The organism is Kitasatospora sp. NPDC089509 (genome assembly GCF_044749365.1).
GTDB lineage: Bacteria > Actinomycetota > Actinomycetes > Streptomycetales > Streptomycetaceae > Kitasatospora.
In genome coordinates, this window is the sequence record NZ_JBIVHS010000015.1 from 63,941 (window position 1) to 81,654 (window position 17,714).

The window sequence follows — 17,714 nt, forward strand, 5'->3', positions numbered from 1 at the left end:
TTCCGTTCCGTCCTGGCTTGCCGGATGTGCCCCGAGCAGGGCGTTTCCTGGACATTGCGGCGTGTTGGGGGGTGAAAATGAGGGCCGAGGAGGGGCATCGCTTCACCCGTTCGGCTGATTAAATGTGCGCATGACCGCGTCGGCCCCGAGCTCACTCCGACCGGGGACGGCCGCATCCGCGGGCCGCCCGGCGGGTGCGCTGTTGGTCCTGCTGCTGGTCGCCCTGCTGACCGCGCTGCCGTGCACGGGCCTGGCGAAGGCGGACGCTCCCGCCCAGCCGTCCCCGGGTACGGCGGCCGCCGTCTCGGTGGTCGCCGCCGCGGAGGCGCTCGCGCCGACCCCGCACGCCCGTGACGCCGCCCGGGTGTCCGACCACCGCCAATGGCTCGGGGAACACCAGGACCACTCGATCCTCTGCACCGCCGACGGCCGGCCGCCGAGCGACAACGGCTGTTCCAGCCACCCGTTCTGCCCGCAGGACGCCCAGCTGCCGAATCCGCCGCCGCACCCGCAGCCCGTCGTGTCACCGCTCGCCGCGCCGGCGCCCGAGGCGCTGCCCAGGGTGGTGCCCGCGGGCCTGCTGGACGGTCCGCGCCCCGCGCCGGACCTGCACGTGCTCCAGGTCCACCGGTCCTAGCGGAACCCACCGCCGACGCCACCGTCGGCGGGTCCGCCCCTCCCCCCACTCCAGCCGACCGCCGCCACAGCCGTGCGCGGCGGGGACAAGGACAACCATCATGGGTTCCGCCTCGAAGCAGTCCAACAAGCCGGGCGGCAAGGCCGCCGTCGCCGACCGCCGCACCCGGATCGCCGAGCTGCGCGCCGCCGAGGAGCGCCGCGACCGCCGCAACAAGATCATCGCCTCGGTCGCCGCCGGTGTGCTGGTGATCGGCGCGGTCGCCACCGGCACCTGGCTCGTCATGGACCAGAACCAGAAGAAGAAGGACCGGGTGGCCGCCGCCAACGCGGACATCCCCGGCGTGAAGACCTTCGGCGAGCTGACCCGCAACCACGTCACGACCAAGGTCAACTACCCGATGACCCCGCCGGTCGGCGGCGACCACAACGCGGTCTGGCTGGACTGCATGGGCCACGTCTACGACAAGCCGGTCGAGAACGAGCGCGCCGTCCACTCGCTGGAGCACGGCGCGGTCTGGGTGACCTACAACGGCAAGGCCACCCCGGACGACATCAAGACCCTCTCCGACAAGGTCCAGAAGACCCCGTACTCGCTGATGAGCCCGTACCCGGACGAGCAGGGCACCATCACCCTGAACGCCTGGAGCACCCAGCTGATCGTGGACAGCGCCAGCGACCCGCGGGTCAACGAGTTCTTCACCAAGTACGTCCAGGGCAAGCAGACCCAGGAGCCGGGCGCCTCCTGCACCATGGGGCAGATGTGACCGCCGACGCGACCCGCGCCGGGGACCTCGCGCAGGACCCGGCGGAGGACGCGGCCGAGGCGGACACCGAGCACGCGGAGGCCGGGCAGGCGGCGTCGCCCGCCCGTTCCGGCCGCCGCCGGCTGTGGTGGCCGGCCGCGCTGGCCGCCGTGGTGGCGCTGGCGCTCGGGGTCCCCGCCCTGGTGGCGGGCGGGACGACGGCCTCCGGCTCGTCCTCGCTGACCGTCCCCGCGGACGACTCCCCCGAGGCCGGGTTCGCCCGCGACATGGCGACCCACCACCAGCAGGCGGTGGACCTGTCGTTCATCGTCCGGGACCGCACCACCGACGAGCCGACCCGCACCCTCGCCTTCGACATCATCAACACCCAGGCCAACCAGCGCGGGATGATGATGGGCTGGCTCGACCAGTGGGGGCTGTCCCAGCACTCGAACGCCCAGCCGATGGCGTGGATGAAGATGGGCCACGAGTACCAGGCCCACGACGGTTCGCTGATGCCCGGCATGGCGACCAACGCCCAGATGGCGAAGCTGCGCACGCTCAGCGGGCGGGACGCCGAGGTGTACTTCCTGCAGCTGATGATCGAGCACCACAAGGGCGGCGTCGAGATGGCCCAGGGGTACGTCGACATGGCGAAGAACGACATCGAGAAGCGGCTCGCCCAGTCGATGGTGGTCGCCCAGACCTCCGAGCTGGGGCTGATGACCGACATGCTCAAGGAGCGCGGCGCCGCCCCCGGCGTGCCCGCCTCCTGACAGCCCGCAGTTCCCGCTGGACCGGTCGGTCCAGCCGTTTCCCCGGACGGACGGCCGGGGCGCGAGGGCGGTTCCGCACCTGCCCACCGCGCCCCGGCCGTCCGCCGTCCGCACCACCCCTGGAGCACCCGCATGACCACTGACGCGCCCTGGCTGATCGCCGGACTGGGCAACCCCGGCCCCTGGTTCCGGCGCACCCGGCACAACGCCGGCTTCCTGACCGTGGACCGGCTGGCCGGACGGCACGGCGCCCGGTTCCGCCGACGCGGGATCGCCACCCTGGTCGCGGAGATCACGGTGGACGGCCGACCGGTGCTGCTGGCCAAGCCGCTCTGGTTCATCAACCTGTCCGGCCGCCCGGTGGCCGCCCTGCTGCGCCGGTACGGGGTTCCCGTGGAACGCCTGGTGGTCGTCCAGGACGACCTGGACTTCGCCTACGGCGTCGGCAAGTTGAAGCGCGGCGGCGGCCCGGGCGGGCACAACGGGGTGCGCTCGGTGGGCGAGGTGCTCGGCACCCGGGACTTCGTCCGGCTGCGCTTCGGTATCGGGCGCCCGCCGAAGGGGCAGAGCGTCGGCGACTACGTGCTGAAGACCTTCTCGGAGGACGAACTGGCCGCGATGCCAGGGGTGTTGGACCGTTGCGCGGACGCCCTGGAGACGCTGGTGCGGCTCGGCCTGAACCGGGCCCAGGACGCCCTGAACGTCACCGCCTGACCGTCACCGTCTGGACGTCACCACCTGAACGTCACCGCCCGAACGTCACCGCCCGACCGCGGCCGGGCGGGTCAGCGCGACGGCCGCCGCCGCGACCACGGCGAGGGCGGCCAGCACCGTCCGCCCACCGGACGCTGCGCCCGCCAGGTGGACACCGAGGACGGACAGCGCCATCCCGAGCGCGGTGCCGAGACTGCGCGCCATGTTCACCATGCCGCCGCCGACGGCCGAGCTCGCCGCCGGGACGGCCCGCATCACCAGCGCGTTGTTGGCGGGCAGCAGCAGACCCAGCCCGTACCCGGCGGTCAGCAGCGGGACCGCCACCGCCGGACCCGGGACCGGCAGCACGGCGAACAGCAGCAGTCCGGCGGCGGCCAGCCCGGCACCGAAGCGGCACCGGGTGACGTCCGACCAGCCCCGGGGCAGCAGTCCGCCACCGACCGTCGCGGCGACGGCGAACGCGGCGGGCAGCAGGGTGACCACCAGCCCGGCGGCGGCCGTCGACACGCCCGCACCGGTGAGCAGCACCGGGGTCAGCACCAGCGGGCAGAACAGCAGCAGGTAGCCGATCAGCGCGACCGCCAGCCCGGACCGCACGCCCGGGGTGTTCACCAGCCCGGGCGCCAGGATCGGCCGGGCCGCCCGCCGCTCCTGGCGCACCAGCGCCAGGGTGAGGCCGACGGCGGCCACCAGCAGCACGGCGACGGCCCAGCCGGGCAGCGGCAGACCGGAGGCGGTGGACAGGGCGAGCAGCAGCGCGGTGGTCGCGCCGGTGAGCAGCAGCATGCCGGGCAGGTCGAAGCGGGGCTCGCGCGGTTCGCGGCGCCTGCGGGACTCGCGGGGCTCGTCCGGTTCGTGCGGTTCGCGGGGCGCCGTGCGCGTCCGCGGGCCGGGCACGGCGGCCTGCTGCCCGGTCCGGGTGCGGGGCAGCAGGTACCAGCCGGCCACGATGCCGAACACCGCGATCGGCACGTTGACCCAGAACACCCACTGCCAGGAGGCGTGCTCCACCAGCAGCCCGCCCAGGCTCGGCCCGAGCGCCAGCCCGAGGCCCTGGGCGGCGGCCTGGATGCCGAGCGCGCGCCGCATCGCGTGCTCGGGGACGCCGCGCGCGACCAGGGCGACGCTGTTGGCCTGCATCATCGCGGCGCCGACGGCCTGCACCGCCCGGCAGCCGACCAGGATCCACAGGGCGCCGGCGAACCCGGCACCGAGCGAGGAGAGGCCGAAGACGGCGAAGCCGCCGATGTACATGGTCTTGCGGCCGACCAGGTCGGAGAGCCAGCCGATCGGGGCCAGCAGGGCGACCAGGACGAGGAGGTAGGCGAGCGCGACCCACTCGACGGCGGCGAAGCCCGCGTCGAAGTGGCGGCCGAGGGCGGGGAAGACCAGGGCGATGACGCTGGCATCGAGCTGGCCCAGGAAGGCACCGAGACAGACCGTGCCGACGGCCAGCCAGTGGGCGTGGCGCCAGCCGGCTATGCCGCGGGGCCGGGGCCGCTCGGTGAACAGGCGCACGGCGAGGGCAGTGGCGTTCATGCCACGAATATATCGGATGCAGATATGTTCTTTCTACGAGTTGCTCGTCCTGCGATACGAAGGATCTCGCAGAGCGTCCACCCCGCGTCCGAGGCGCGGACAGCGCCCCGGGAACGCCCCGTACCAGGCGATACGCTGTCCGCCATGCCGTCGTCACCACACGTTCCCGACCCCGCCACCGAAAGCCCCGACCCGGCGGTCGAGCACGCCCGGCGGCTGACCGACACCGTCACCCGGCTGCGCCGCGCACTGCGCAGCAGCATCCGCACCGACTACCCGTGGGAGTCCCTGCCGATGGCGCAGGTCGAACTCCTCCAGACACTGGCCGCCGCGCCCCTGCGGGTCGGCGAACTCGCCGCCCGCCAACGGCTCGCGCCCAACACCGTCAGCGGGCTGATCGGCAAGCTCCTGGAGGCCGGGTTCGTCGACCGCCAGGCCGACCCCGGCGACCGGCGCACCGCCCGGATCGCGCTCACCCCAGTCGGACGACGCCAACTGGACGACTGGCAGCACGCCCACGAGCGCCGGATCGCCGCCGCCCTCGGCACCCTCGACCCGGGCGACCGGGACGCCGTCGTACACGCACTCCCCGCCCTGGAGCGGCTCGCCCGGGCCCTCGCCCAGCCGGGGGCCCTCCCCGAGGGGACGGCGGCGGTCGACGGGGCCGCAGTGGGCGGGGCCTCGGTCGACGAGGCCTGAGTCGGGGCCGACGTCGAGGGCGGTGCGGTCGCAGGGCCCCGGGGCGGCTGAAATCGCTGGTCACCGGGGCGGGCCGGGCACTACCGTCCCGGCATGACCGGCATCGAGGTACAGATCGAACCCTGGACGGACACCGACCTCGCGCTGCTGCGCCGGGTGAACACCCCGGAGATGAAGAAACACGTCGGCGGGCCCGAGACGGAGGAGCAGTTGCTCGTCCGACACGGGCGCTACCTGGACTTCGTCCCGTCCGGCCTCGGTTGCATGTACCGGATCGTGCTGCAGCCCGGCGGCGAGGCGGTCGGCACCGTCGGCTACGGCACCCGCACCTGGGCGGGCGGGACCGTGCACGAGATGGGGTGGAACGTCCTGCCCGGGCACCAGGGGCGGGGCATCGCCGCGGCCGCCGCCCGGGCCGCCGTCGCGGCCGCCCGGCGCGAGGCGGCGCACCGCTTCCTGCACGCCTTCCCCGCGGTGGACAACCCCGCCTCCAACGCGGTGTGCGCCAAGGCCGGGTTCACGCTGGTCGGCGAGACGGACTTCGAGTTCCCGCCCGGGCGGTTCATGCGCAGCAACGACTGGCGGGTGGATCTGCGGGGCTGAGCGGCCCGGTGTTCTGGCGTCCTGGCGTCCTGGCGTCCTGGCGTCCTGGCGTCCTGGCGTCCTGGCGTCCTGGGGACGGTGCTCAGAACAGGGTGCCGCTCTCCAGCTCCAGCAGCCAGCGCTTGCGGTCCACGCCCGCGGCGAAACCGGTGAGCGCGCCGCCGGCGCCGAGCACCCGGTGGCAGGGGCGCACGATGAGCAGCGGGTTGGCGCCCACGGCGCCGCCCACCGCCCGGACCATCCGCGGCTCCTGCCCGGCCAGCTCGGCGAGTTGGCCGTAGGTGACGGTCGTGCCGTACGGGATCTCGTCCAGCGCGGCCCAGATCCGGCGGCGGAACTCGGTGCCCTCGGGGGCGAGCGGAAGGTCGAAGTCGGTGCGCTCGCCGGCGAAGTAGGCGGTCAGCTGGGCGACCGGCTCGGCGAGCGCGTCGGGGTCGAACTCCCACCCGTCGGCGGGCTCGGCCAGTGCGTACTTCTGCCCGGGCGCGGTGACGGTGGCCAGGGCGGCCGGGCCGCCGTCCTCGGGCCGCACGCCGCTGAGCAGCAGGCGGCCGAACGGGCTCTCCATGGTGGTGTAGACGGTGGTGCTCATGCCGGGTCGATCTCCGTTCCGGTGCTGATGGTGCTGGTACTGGTGCTGCTCGTGCTCGCGCTCGTGTTCGCGCTCGCGCTCGGCAGGGGGTCGGGGCCGGTGCCCGCAGGGCCGGCCCAGAGCCGGTGGACGGCGTAGGAACGCCACGGGGCCCAGGCCTCGGCGGCGCCGGCGGCGGCCTTCGGATCACCGGGGACGCCGAGCCGGATCAGGCCGTGCTTGACGCCCACGTCACCCGGCAGGAAGACATCGGGGTCGGCGAGGGCCCGCATCCGCAGGTAGCCGACCGTCCAGGGGCCGATGCCCGGCAGGGCCAGCAGCCGGGCGGCGGCCTCCTCGCGGTCGACGCCACCGTCCAGGCGCAGCACGCCCTCGGCCAGCGCGGCGCACAGGCCGGTGAGCGCGCGGCGGCGGGCCGCGGGCATCGCGAAGTCCTCCGGGTCCGCGGTGGCCAGGGCCGCCGCGGTGGGGAAGAGCAGCCGCAGGCCGCCGTTCGGTTCGGGCAGGGCGGTGCCGTACTTCTCGGCGAGCCGACCCGCCAGGGTGCGGGCGGCGCCGACGGTGATCTGCTGGCCGAGCACCGCGCGGACGGCGAGTTCGTGCGGTTCCACGTGGCCGGGCGAGCGCAGGCCGGGACGCTCGCGGACCAGCGGGCCGAGCACCGGGTCGGCGCCCAGTTGCTCGTCCACGGTGTCCGGGTCGGCGTCCAGGTCGAAGAGGACGCGCAGGCGCTGGACGGCGGTCGGCAGGTCGCGCAGGTCGGCGAGCAGCAGGCGGCAGTCGAGCCAGCCGCGGGTGCGCGGGTCCTCCGGCGCGAGGCCGTCGACCTCGGCGATGCCGTGGCCGTACGGGAGCGCGAGGGTGCGCCGGTAGGTGCGCACGCCGGCGCGCGCGCCGGGCACCACCTCCTCCACGCCGGGGACGGCGCGCAGTTCCAGGAAGTCGATCAGGTGGTCGCTGTCGAGTGCGCCGCGGTAGGCCAGGCGCAGGGTGAGGCCGCCGGCCGGGGTCGCGGTGCGGCGACCGGCCAGCACCTCGGCGCGCAGGCCGCTGGGGGTGCGGTCGTAGACCTCGCGGACGGTGTCGTTGAACTGGCGGACGGAGGCGAAGCCGGCCGCGAACGCGATTTCGGTGACGGGCAGTTCGGTGGTCTGGAGGAGCAACCGGGCGGTCTGGGCGCGACGGGCGCGGGCCAACGCGATCGGGCCGGCGCCGAGCTCGGCGGTGAGCTGGCGCTGCAGCTGCCGGGCACTGTAGCCGAGCTTGTCGGCCAGACCGGCCACGCCCTCGCGGTCCACCACGCCGTCGCCGATCAGGCGCATCGCGCGGCCGACCAGGTCGGCGCGGTGGTTCCACTCCGGGGAACCCGGCACCGAGTCCGGGCGGCAGCGGCGGCAGGCCCGGAAGCCTGCGCCCTGGGCGGCGGCGGCGCTCGGGTAGAAGCGGCAGTTGACGCGCTTGGGGGTCACGGCGGGGCAGCTCGGCCGGCAGTAGATGCCGGTGGAGGTGACGGCCGTGAAGAAGACGCCGTCGAAGCGGGCGTCGCGGCTGTCCACGGCTCGGTACCGGATGTCGTCGTCGATCACGCTGTCCAGTCTGCGGCACCGAGCCGGGGGTGACTGGCGGGAATCGGACATCGCCATCGGGGGCCGTTCCCTTGCCTGCCCGGCCCCCGTCGCCGCTTCGGCCCTGCCGGAGCGGCGACGGAACCGCTGGTGCAGGGATGAGGCCCGATACCGGGGGCTTCCCCCCTCCCCTCCCCCCCGCCCACCCTCCGCCACCACCACCGGGCCCAGCCCGCCCACCCACCACCCGTCCACCTACCGCCCGCGGGCCCACCGCCCTCCACGCCGCACCCGCCGCGTGCACACACCCGCCCCGCGCCCCGGCCGCCCTCTCGCCCGCCCGCCTCCACTCTCGCGGCCAAACCCGCCCCACCCGCCCGGTTCCTCCGAGGCCCCCGCACCGGCCGGCCGCCGGCCAGCCGGTCGGTGCGGGTGGGCACCGCCCGGCTCATGCCGGGCGGACGTTGAGTCGCCGGGCCGCGGGCAGGTCGGGTCAGCGCTTCACCGGACCTCCCGCCGCACGCATCGACTTGTTGATCGCCTTCCACTTGTTCAGCCGGGCCTTGGCCACCCGGGCGTCGGAGCGCGAGGCGATCCACTCGTTCTCGCGCTGGAGCTTGAGGTAGCTGTCCATCCGGCGCTGCGGCAGGCTGCCGTCCTCCAGCGCCGCGCGGACCGCGCAGCCGGGCTCGGTGTGGTGGTTGCAGTCCTGGAAGCGGCAACCATCGGCCAGCTCGGCTATGTCGGCGAAGGCCAGGTCCACCCCCTCGCCACCGTAGAGGCCGACCTCGCGCAGCCCGGGGGTGTCGATCAGCACGCCCCCGCCGGGCAGCGGTATCAGCTCCCGGGTGGTCGTGGTGTGGCGCCCCTTCTGGTCGACCGAGCGGGCCTCCTGGACGGTCATCACCTCGGTGCCGACCAGCGCGTTGGTGAGGGTGGACTTGCCCACGCCGGACTGGCCGATCAGCACGGTCGTGCCGGGGGCGCAGGCGCGGAGCACGTCGATGCCCTCGCCGGTCTCGGCGCTGACCACCAGCACCGTGACGCCCGGTGCGACGGCTTCGACGTCGGCCCGGATGAAGTCGGCGTCGTCGACCAGGTCGGCCTTGGTCAGGACGACCAGCGGTTCGGCGCCGGACTCCCAGGCCAGGGCGAGGAAGCGCTCGATCCGACCGAGGTCGGGGTCGGCCGCGAGCGAGGAGGCGATCAGGACGGTGTCGACGTTGGCCGCCAGCACCTGGCCGTCGGAACGCTTGCCGGCCACCTTGCGGATGATCGCGGTGGAACGCGGCAGCAGCGCCGTGACGGTGGCCATCGGCTGGGCGTACAGGTCGACCGCGGCCCAGTCGCCCGTGCACGGGCAGTTGATCATGTCGGCGTCGCCCACCGGCCGGGTGTCGAGCCGGACGGTGCGCAGCTCGCCCGTGTCCGGGTCGGCCAGGACGGCGTCGCACTGGCCGCGGTCGATCCGGACGATCCGGGCCGGGAGCAGCCCGGCTTCGGCGAGCGGGGCGAAGAGCTCGTCCAGCTCGGGTGTCCAGCCGTAGCCGGTCAGCGGCGAGCTCTCAGCGGACGTGGAGAACGAGGAAAGGGAGGAGAACGACGGAACGGAGGCAGCGTTGAACAACGCAGTGGCCCTTCGGGAGGAGTTGTCCCGGCGGGCTACGGCTGGCGCGGAAGGCTCAGCCGGCGGCCGGGAAAAGGAGGTGAACGCGCGTGCTGCCCAGGGCAGCTATCGGGGCGACAACGACCACGGGGTTCACCTCCTGCTCTCTACTCCTCGGGCGGCCCAATGGCCCCCGAACCTGATGGGTCACACGCTAGTGGAGCGGGCGGGGGCGGCCAACCTATTTTTGACCTGCGGAAATGCGGTCGGGAGGGGGCACTGCGAGCCCGTGGGGGCCAACCTTCGCCCCTCGCTCCACGCCCCGCCCTACCCTCCGTACCGGTGCTTGAGGTTCGGGTCGTCCAGCCACCAGGGCCGCATGCCGGTCTCCTCCTCCTCGGGCAGCCCCGCCGCCCGCGCCTCCGCGGCCTGCGCCTCGAAGCGGGCGTCCAGCTCGGCGTCGACGACCTTGATCTCCTCGCGCCCCTGCACCACCATCCGCCGCACCAGCGCGGCCAGGAACGGCAGCCCGACCAGGTCCCCCAGCACCCAGAAGGCGTTGCCGCCCCAGGTCTGGTCCTGGGCCAGGCTCGGCCCCCAGGGCCGTCCGAGCGCCACGTAGTAGTGCTCGGCGACGAGGTGGCCGCCGTAGATCAGCACGATCCCCAGCCCGGCGTCGAAGATCACCTCGGCGAAGGTGATGAACAGTCCGACCAGGTGCGGGTACTCGTGCCCGACCGGGTCGATCTGCAGCCGCGGCCAGAAGTAGGCGAGGCCCAGCAGCACCAGCGCCAGGTGCAGCACCACGTTCCCGACCCCGCTGGAGACCGACCACGCGTACCAGGGCGTGAAGTAGAGCAGCCACGGCGGCGCCATCAGCACCGCCGTGGAGACCGCCGGGAACATCAGCACCTTGGACGGCCGGCTGCGCAGCGCCCGCAGGATCCGCTCCCTCCGGCGCTCCGGCGAGGACTCGACCAGCAGCGAGACGGGGGCGCCGAGCGCGAGCAGCAGCGGGACGACCATGAGCAGCAGTACGACCTGCACGGCCCGGTCGGTGAACAGGATGCGCTCGTACACCCCGAGGCCGGAGCAGGTGCACCAGATCCACAGCAGCAGCCCGCCGAGGAAGGCGGCGGTGCGGGTGGGCTGCCAGCGGTCGCCGTCGCCGCGGTTGACGGTGCGCACCGCGGCCAGGTACCAGCCGCCGAGCAGCACCGAGAGGGCGAGCACCAGCGGTTCGAGGGTCCATGAGGTGGCCAGGTCGGACCACTGCCACGCGGGTGGCCCGGTGTAGGCGAGCGCCCGGGCCGCGCCACTGCTGGAGAGCGTCTCCACCGCGCCGTTCATCCGTCCGCCCGTCCCGTCCGACACCACCGGCCGCCTGATCCCGCGGACCGCCGGCGACCGCCGCCGCACAGGGCCTGCGGCGCCCGGCCATGATGGCGGTGCCGACGCCGCCCGCCGCACCCGGGGCCCACCTCTATACCCGGACCTGACCAAAGCTTTACCAAAGCCCAACAAAGCTTTGCCAAGGCAAAGTTCTGCCCTTGCCGAGCCCGGAGGCGCAACCGGCGCGGGGTCACGTTCGTCTGGCAGGATGCAGCGTCGGCGCTACCGGCCACGTGGGTGAACAGCAAGGGGACGACAACAGGTGCAAAGCACTGCACGCGGCGACGGCCGCCGGCTGGCCGTGCGCCACCGCAACATCGAGCTCGGCCTGCTGGCGCTCGCGGTGGCCGTCTGCCTGGCCGGACACATCGACGCCTCGCTGGCACTGACCGGCAAGCTGCCGCCCGGGCTGCTGGTCCACGGCCTGTCCCTCGGGGCGCTGGTCGTGGTGGCGCACCTGGCGGTGCGGCGGTACGCGCCGTACGCGGACCCGCTGATCCTTCCGCTGGGCGTGTTCCTGACCGGCTTCGGCCTGATGCTGCTGGACCGGCTGGACTTCAGCTACAAGGCCGCGCACGCCGCCAAGGGCGACTACCAGAAGCTGCCGGCCGCGCCCTCCCAGCTGATGTGGGTGTTCATCTCGGTGGCGGCGGCGCTCGCGCTGATCGTCTTCGTCAAGCACCACCGCTTCTTCCAGCGCTACGTCTACGTGATGATGGCGGGCGCGCTGATCCTGCTGACCGCGCCGATCTTCTCCCCGACCGACAGCTTCGGCGCCAAGCGCTGGATCAAGCTCCCCGGGCTGCCGTCCTTCGAGCCGGACGAGTTCGTGAAGGTCGCGATCACGATCTTCTTCGCGGGCTATCTGATGGCCTCCCGGGACGCCCTGGCACTGGCCGGGCGGAAGGTCTGGGGGATGACCCTGCCGCGCGGCCGGCACGCCGGGCCGGTGCTGGCGATCTGGGCGGTCAGCCTGATGGTGCTGATCTTCGAACGCGACCTCGGCACCTCGCTGATCTTCTTCGGCGTCTTCGTCGTGATGCTGTACGTGGCGACCGAGCGCACCAGCTGGGTGGTGCTCGGCCTGCTGATGGCGGTCGGCGGCGCGGCCGTGGTCGGCACCGTGGAACCGCACGTGCACGGGCGCGTCGAGGCCTGGCTGCACCCGCTCGACTACTACCCGCCGGTCAACAACCTGGCGATCTCCTCGCAACCCGCCGAGGCCCTGTTCAGCCTCGGCACCGGGCACATGACCGGCACCGGCCTGGGCTCCGGCCGGCCCTGGCTGATCGGCTTCGCCGGGCGCAGCGACTTCATCTTCACCACCATCGGCGAGGAGCTGGGCCTGGCCGGGGTGACCGCGGTCCTGCTGGTGTACGTGCTGCTGATCCAGCGCGGCCTGCGCACCGCGATCGGCCTGACCGACCCGTTCGGCAAGCTGCTGGCCACCGGGCTGTCGGCGGCGCTCGCGCTGCAGGTGTTCGTGGTGGTCGGCGGTGTGAGCGGGCTGGTGCCGCTGACCGGCAAGGCGCTGCCGTTCCTGGCGGCGGGCGGTTCCTCGCTGCTGGCGAACTGGCTGATGATCGCGCTGCTGATCAAGCTGAGCGACTCCTCGGGGCGCACCGCCCTGGACCCGGCCCAGCCCAGCCCCGAACCGCTCCCGGTGCAGGCCAACCCGGCCAACCGACCGGCGGTCGACCAGGCGACGACGGCGCCAGGCCCGGGCGGGTCGGTGACCCCGGCCGCCGGCACCGACCTGACCGCGCCGCTCGGCACCGGCCCCGGCGGCCCCGGCACCCCCGCACCGGGCGCCGGAGCGGACCCGGGCGCCCCGACGGAGCTGCGCCCGCCGTACGGCCACACGCCGGCCGCGGGGGTCCCCACCGACCCCGGCGCACCCACCGAGCTGCGCCCCTCCCACGGCCACCCGCCGACCGACCCGCAGGGCTCGTACGGGCACCCGGGCACCGAGCCCCAGGGCTCCTACGGCCGCCCGCCGACGGACCCGCACGGCTCCTACGGCCAGCAGGGCTCCTACGGCTACCCGCAGGTCTCCGACCAGCCCACCCACGGCTACGGCCTGCCCCCGCAGTCCCCGTACCCGCCCAACCCGGCGGGCTGACGGCCGGGCGGGCCCGCGGCGGCCCCCGCCCGGCACGACGCGCACGACACGCACGACACGACAGGGCCTCCCCCGCACCCGCGAGGGAGGCCCTGTCACGTCGTCGATCGAACCGCGAGCCGGAGGGGAACCGCCTACGGCTGCTCCCACGGCGGCCGCGGCGGCCTGGGCGGGTAGCCCGGCACCTGCTGCCCCGAAGGCCCCGAAGCTTCCGGAGCCCCCGCAGGACCGGCCCCCGACGGCCGGTCGCTGTCCGGCGGCGGCGGTGCGGCCCGGTGGTGCGGCCCCGGGCGCGCGGTGAGGCGCCCGCGCACGTTGTCGGCGGCCAGCACGTCGGCCCACCGTTCGGGGTACTCGGCGGGCACGTCGACGTCGTCGCCGTCCTCCTCGCCCCACTCCTCCTCCACGCCCTCGGCCAGCCCCAGTTCGCGGGCCCGCCGGGCCCGTTCGACGGCCCGCCGGGCGGCGACCTCGCGGACCACCGCGGCGGCCGCCTCCTCGTGGGCGCGTTCGTTCTCGGCCCGGGCGTCGGCGGTCTCCAGGGTGGGCCAGCGGCGGTCTATGGCGGCGTTCATGGCGGCGCCGATGAGCACCGCGAGGGCCACCACGAAGATCCACAGCAGCACGGCCACCGGCGCGGCCAGCGAGCCGTACACCGAGGGCCCCTCGACCGAGCTGACCAGGTAGAGCCGCAGGCCGACGCTGCAGAAGACCAGCACCACCAGGGCGACCAGGGCGCCGGGGATGTCCTCGCGCCAGGGCGTGGAGACGGGGACGGCCAGGTGGTAGAGGGTGGTCAGGGAGACGATCAGCAGCAGGATCGCGACCGGCCAGTAGGCGGTGCCGACCACTCCGGCGGCGCCGGGTACGGCGTTCTCCACCAGTCCGGGCCCGGCCATCAGCAGTGGCAGCACCAGGGAGCCGATCACCAGGGCGCCGAGGTAGAGGACCAGCGACAACGCCCGGGTCTTGACGATGCCCCGCTTGCCGTCCAGCCCGTACATGACGGTGATGGTGTCGATGAAGATGTAGAGCGCCCTGGAGCCGGACCACAGCGACAGCAGGAAGCCGATCGAGATCAGGTCGGGCCGGGTGTGGTCGAAGACCTGGCTGAGCAGCGGTTTGACGACCTCGTTGACCGAGGAGTCCGACAGGACCGTCCCGGAGGCCGCGACGATGTCGTGCTTGAGCCGTTCGATGGCCTCCGCGCCGATGAACCCGTCGAGGTAGCCGAGGGTGGCGGCCAGGCCGAGCAGCAGCGGCGGGATCGACAGCAGGGTGAAGAAGGCCGCCTCCGCGGCGAGGCCGGTGACCCGGTACTCGACGCAGGTGTTGGTGGTGTCCCTGACCAAGTCCCACGCCGTGCGGCGCCAGGTGGCCTGTTTGGCCGCGCGCCGGGAGCCCTTGCCCCGGCGCCTGGAGGGCCGCTCGGGGTTCGGTCTGCTCGTATCGCCTGCTGCTTGCACAGGGCTAACGGTATCGGGCCCGGGCAGCGCTGTTGATCTCCCCGGGGGTACCGGCGCGTGTACGGCGGCGGTCCGGACTCCCCGTCAGTCCCGCCGTCCGGGGCCCGGCGCGCTCCCGGCCGGACGCCCGGCCGGGAGCGGCGGGAACGGCGGATCGTCCCGCATGTCGAAACCCTGGCGTCCATTATTCGGATGTTAGTGGACCGCGAGTCCCGAGCCGTGCGAATCTCTTGCCATGTCTAGCGCCGGAACCACCCTGGTAGGTCGACTCCACGTCGACCTCCTCCGCGTGTCCAGCGCCATCTGTCCGGTGACCTGAGCCCACCCGCCGCTCCACCGCACCCGGCGCCGATCCCACCGCCGTCCGCCGCACCCGCGGATGCGCAGGCGCCCACCCGGCACGGTCACTGCTCTCCCGGCCCCCGAGCCGCCGGTCCTGAGAAACCCGCAGGTCACAGCAGCACCGCACGGCCGAGCACGCCCCGCGACCCACCCGGCGCCAGCGCCCACCTGCCCAGAAGGACTTCACCATGGCCACCTCCCCCGAGACCGCCGAGCCCACGGCCGACCGCGCCGACGCGCGCCGCCCCGGCGCAGCCGCCGCGGCTCGCAAGGTGACCCGCCACCGCGGCGAGGGCCAGTGGGGCATGGGCCACCACACTCCCCTGAACGCCAACGAGCAGTTCAAGAAGGACGACGACGGTCTCAATGTGCGGACACGCATTGAGACGATCTACGCGCACCGGGGCTTCGACTCGATCGACCCCGCCGACCTGCGCGGCCGGATGCGCTGGTGGGGCCTCTACACCCAGCGCAAGGAGGGCATCGACGGCGGCAAGACCGCGATCCTGGACCCGCACGAGCTGGACGCCGAGTACTTCATGCTCCGGGTGCGGATCGACGGCGGCCGGCTGACCGTCCCCCAGCTGCGGGCCATCGCCGAGGTCTCCGAGGAGTACGCCCGGGGCACCGCCGACCTGACCGACCGGCAGAACATCCAGTACCACTGGATCCGGATCGAGGACGTCCCGGCGATCTGGCGCAAGCTGGAGGCCGTCGGCCTGTCCACCACCGAGGCCTGCGGCGACACCCCGCGCGTCATCCTCGGCTCCCCGGTGGCCGGCGTCGCCGAGGACGAGATCATCGACGGCACCCCGGCCATCGAGGAGATCAACCGCCGCTTCATCGGCAACCCGGAATTCTCCAACCTGCCGCGCAAGTTCAAGTCCGCGATCTCCGGCTCCCCGCTGCTGGACGTGGCGCACGAGATCAACGACGTCGCCTTCGTCGGCGTGGTCCACCCCGAGCACGGGCCCGGCTTCGACCTATGGGTCGGCGGCGGCCTGTCCACCAACCCCAAGCTGGGCGTGCGGCTCGGCGCCTGGGTCCCGCTGGAGCAGGTGCCGGACGTCTTCGGCGGCGTGATCGGCATCTTCCGCGACTACGGCTACCGCCGGCTGCGCAACCGCGCCCGGCTGAAGTTCCTGCTCGCCGACTGGGGCGCGGAGAAGTTCCGCCGGGTGCTGGAGGACGAGTACCTGAAGGACCGGCTGATCGACGGACCGGCGCCGGCCGAGCCGGCCGGCCGCTGGCGCGACCACGTCGGAGTCCACCGGCAGCGGGACGGCCGCTACTACATCGGCTTCGCCCCGCGCGTCGGCCGGGTCGACGGCAAGCTGCTCGGCCGGATCGCCGACCTCGCCGCCGCCCACGGCAGCGACCGGGTCCGCACCACCGCCGAGCAGAAGATGCTGATCCTGGACGTCGCCGAGGAGCACGTCGAGTCGGTGGTGGCCGGTCTGGAGGAGCTCGACCTGCGGGTCACCCCCTCCCCGTTCCGCCGCGGCACCATGGCCTGCACCGGCATCGAGTACTGCAAGCTCGCCATCGTCGAGACCAAGGAGCGCGGCCGCTCCCTGATCGACGAACTGGAGCAGCGCCTGCCGGAGTTCGCCGAGCCGCTCACCATCAACATCAACGGCTGCCCGAACGCCTGCGCCCGGATCCAGGTCGCCGACATCGGCCTCAAGGGCCAGCTGGTCACCGACGAGAACGGCGACCAGGTCGAGGGCTACCAGGTCCACCTGGGCGGCGCGCTCGGCCTGGAGGCCGGCTTCGGCCGCAAGGTCCGCGGCCTCAAGGTCACCAGCGCCGGCCTGCCCGACTACGTCGAGCGCCTGCTGACCCGCTACCAGGCCGACCGCACCGAGGGCGAGCGCTTCGCCCAGTGGACGGCCCGGGCCACCGAGGAGCAGCTGTCGTGAACGAGCGGAGCGAGAGAACCGATCAGGCAGGGCGTGTTCGCGAAGCGAACGCCGAGCGCAGCGAGGTGGGCGATGAGTGAACGAGCCGCGCCCTTCTTCTGCCCGTACTGCGGGGACGAGGACCTGCGCCCGTCCGAGGCCGGCCACGGCTCCTGGGAGTGCCACGGGTGCCGCCGCGCCTTCCAGTTGAAGTTCCTCGGCCTGCTGTCACCGACCAACGGGGGTACGTCACATGAGCAGCACCGCGACTGACCACGCGGAGCTCGCGGAGCGGGCCGGCCGCGAGCTGGAGGAGGCCACCGCGCAGGAGGTGCTGCGCTGGGCCGCCGAGACCTTCGGCGCGCGGTTCTGCGTCACCTCCTCGATGGAGGACGCGGTGGTCGCCCACCTGGCGGCCTCGGTGTTCCCCGGCGTGGACGTGGTGTTCCTGGACACCGGCTACCACTTCGCGGAGACCATCGGCACCCGGGACGCGGTGGCCGCGACTATGCCGGTCAACGTCATCACGCTCACCCCGCTGAAGACCGTCGCCGAGCAGGACGCCGAGCACGGGCCGCGGCTGCACGACCGCGACCCGGACCTGTGCTGCGCGCTGCGCAAGGTCGAGCCGCTGGGCCGCGGCCTCGGCGGCTACGACGCCTGGGCCACCGGGCTGCGCCGCGACGAGTCGCCGACCCGGGCGAACACCCCGGTGGTCGCCTGGGACCCGAAGCGCCGCAAGGTCAAGATCGCCCCGATCGCCCGGTGGACGCAGCAGGACGTGGACGCCTACGTCGCGGCGAACGGCGTGCTGCTCAACCCGCTGCTCTGGGAGGGCTACACCTCCGTCGGCTGCTCGCCGCTGTCCTGCACCCGCAAGCCGGGCGAGGGCGAGGACGCCCGGGCCGGCCGCTGGTCCGGCTCCGGCAAGACCGAGTGCGGCATCCACCTCTGACCGGCCCGCCCCGCCGGGGCGAGGCCTGACGAACCGTCAACTACTGCGTAAGGAAAGAGC

The 17,714-nt window shown here is 73.7% G+C and carries 17 protein-coding genes; 11 read left to right on the forward strand and 6 right to left on the reverse strand.

The annotated features are described in order from the left end of the window. Nucleotides 1-130 precede the first annotated feature (130 nt). From ACIP4P_RS27725 to pth, 4 genes are all read left to right on the forward strand, one after another. Nucleotides 131-637 carry a hypothetical protein gene (locus ACIP4P_RS27725; protein ID WP_400922939.1) on the forward strand — a complete coding sequence of 169 codons (507 nt, stop codon included), beginning with the start codon at nt 131-133 and terminating at the stop codon, nt 635-637. Between the two features lie 100 nt (nt 638-737). Continuing rightward, nucleotides 738-1,403 (forward strand): DUF3105 domain-containing protein, encoded by a 666-nt coding sequence (locus ACIP4P_RS27730; RefSeq protein ID WP_350514646.1) that lies wholly within the window; start codon nt 738-740, stop codon nt 1,401-1,403. Nucleotides 1,404-1,525: 122 nt separating this feature from the next. Further along, nucleotides 1,526-2,158 carry a DUF305 domain-containing protein gene (locus tag ACIP4P_RS27735; RefSeq protein ID WP_400923171.1) on the forward strand — a complete coding sequence of 211 codons (633 nt, stop codon included), beginning with the start codon at nt 1,526-1,528 and terminating at the stop codon, nt 2,156-2,158. Between the two features lie 132 nt (nt 2,159-2,290). Then, nucleotides 2,291-2,872, forward strand: a complete 582-nt coding sequence (gene pth, locus ACIP4P_RS27740) for an aminoacyl-tRNA hydrolase (protein ID WP_400922941.1) — start codon at nt 2,291-2,293, stop codon at nt 2,870-2,872. A 45-nt stretch (nt 2,873-2,917) separates the two neighbouring features. On the opposite strand, the gene ACIP4P_RS27745 is transcribed toward pth, so the two are convergent. Further along, a complete protein-coding gene (locus ACIP4P_RS27745; RefSeq protein WP_400922943.1) occupies nt 2,918-4,411 on the reverse strand; it encodes an MFS transporter in 1,494 nt (497 codons plus the stop codon). A 144-nt stretch (nt 4,412-4,555) separates the two neighbouring features. On the opposite strand from ACIP4P_RS27745, the gene ACIP4P_RS27750 reads away from it, so the two are divergent. Together ACIP4P_RS27750 and ACIP4P_RS27755 are read left to right on the forward strand one after the other, a co-directional pair. Beyond that, a complete protein-coding gene (locus tag ACIP4P_RS27750) occupies nt 4,556-5,110 on the forward strand; it encodes a MarR family winged helix-turn-helix transcriptional regulator (RefSeq protein WP_400922945.1) in 555 nt (184 codons plus the stop codon). A 93-nt stretch (nt 5,111-5,203) separates the two neighbouring features. Next, nucleotides 5,204-5,713, forward strand: a complete 510-nt coding sequence (locus tag ACIP4P_RS27755; RefSeq protein ID WP_400922947.1) for a GNAT family N-acetyltransferase — start codon at nt 5,204-5,206, stop codon at nt 5,711-5,713. An 82-nt stretch (nt 5,714-5,795) separates the two neighbouring features. Here ACIP4P_RS27755 and ACIP4P_RS27760 read toward each other — a convergent pair whose 3' ends face one another. The 4 genes from ACIP4P_RS27760 to ACIP4P_RS27775 form a co-directional block, all read right to left on the reverse strand. Then, complete coding sequence (locus ACIP4P_RS27760) at nt 5,796-6,305, reverse strand: methylated-DNA--[protein]-cysteine S-methyltransferase (RefSeq protein ID WP_400922949.1); 510 nt, start codon at nt 6,303-6,305, stop codon at nt 5,796-5,798. After that, nucleotides 6,302-7,942 (reverse strand): DNA-3-methyladenine glycosylase 2 family protein, encoded by a 1,641-nt coding sequence (locus ACIP4P_RS27765; protein ID WP_400923173.1) that lies wholly within the window; start codon nt 7,940-7,942, stop codon nt 6,302-6,304. Before ACIP4P_RS27765 ends, ACIP4P_RS27760 begins: the two co-directional genes overlap by 4 nt. 421 nt (nt 7,943-8,363) lie before the next feature. Next, complete coding sequence (rsgA, locus tag ACIP4P_RS27770; RefSeq protein WP_400922951.1) at nt 8,364-9,497, reverse strand: ribosome small subunit-dependent GTPase A; 1,134 nt, start codon at nt 9,495-9,497, stop codon at nt 8,364-8,366. Between the two features lie 306 nt (nt 9,498-9,803). Then, nucleotides 9,804-10,850, reverse strand: coding sequence for a cytochrome c oxidase assembly protein (locus ACIP4P_RS27775; RefSeq protein ID WP_400922953.1), 1,047 nt, complete (start codon nt 10,848-10,850; stop codon nt 9,804-9,806). A 280-nt stretch (nt 10,851-11,130) separates the two neighbouring features. Here ACIP4P_RS27775 and ACIP4P_RS27780 point away from each other — a divergent pair, with 280 nt between their 5' ends. Then, nucleotides 11,131-12,990, forward strand: coding sequence for an FtsW/RodA/SpoVE family cell cycle protein (locus tag ACIP4P_RS27780; RefSeq protein WP_400922955.1), 1,860 nt, complete (start codon nt 11,131-11,133; stop codon nt 12,988-12,990). Between the two features lie 134 nt (nt 12,991-13,124). Here the strand turns inward: ACIP4P_RS27780 and ACIP4P_RS27785 are convergent, their stop codons facing one another. Next, a complete protein-coding gene (locus ACIP4P_RS27785) occupies nt 13,125-14,456 on the reverse strand; it encodes a YihY/virulence factor BrkB family protein (RefSeq protein ID WP_400922956.1) in 1,332 nt (443 codons plus the stop codon). Between the two features lie 235 nt (nt 14,457-14,691). Between ACIP4P_RS27785 and ACIP4P_RS27790 the strand changes: the two genes are divergently transcribed. The 4 genes from ACIP4P_RS27790 (at nt 14,692) to ACIP4P_RS27805 (ending at nt 17,654) form a co-directional block, all read left to right on the forward strand. Continuing rightward, complete coding sequence (locus tag ACIP4P_RS27790) at nt 14,692-14,775, forward strand: putative leader peptide (protein ID WP_318264789.1); 84 nt, start codon at nt 14,692-14,694, stop codon at nt 14,773-14,775. A gap of 211 nt (nt 14,776-14,986) precedes the next feature. Next, a complete protein-coding gene (locus tag ACIP4P_RS27795) occupies nt 14,987-16,720 on the forward strand; it encodes a nitrite/sulfite reductase (RefSeq protein WP_350514657.1) in 1,734 nt (577 codons plus the stop codon). A gap of 72 nt (nt 16,721-16,792) precedes the next feature. After that, nucleotides 16,793-16,972, forward strand: a complete 180-nt coding sequence (locus ACIP4P_RS27800) for a hypothetical protein (protein WP_350514658.1) — start codon at nt 16,793-16,795, stop codon at nt 16,970-16,972. After that, the gene (locus ACIP4P_RS27805) at nt 16,953-17,654 is read left to right on the forward strand and encodes a phosphoadenylyl-sulfate reductase (protein WP_350514659.1); all 702 of its coding nucleotides are present in this window, start codon (nt 16,953-16,955) and stop codon (nt 17,652-17,654) included. Before ACIP4P_RS27800 ends, ACIP4P_RS27805 begins: the two co-directional genes overlap by 20 nt. Nucleotides 17,655-17,714 lie beyond the last annotated feature (60 nt).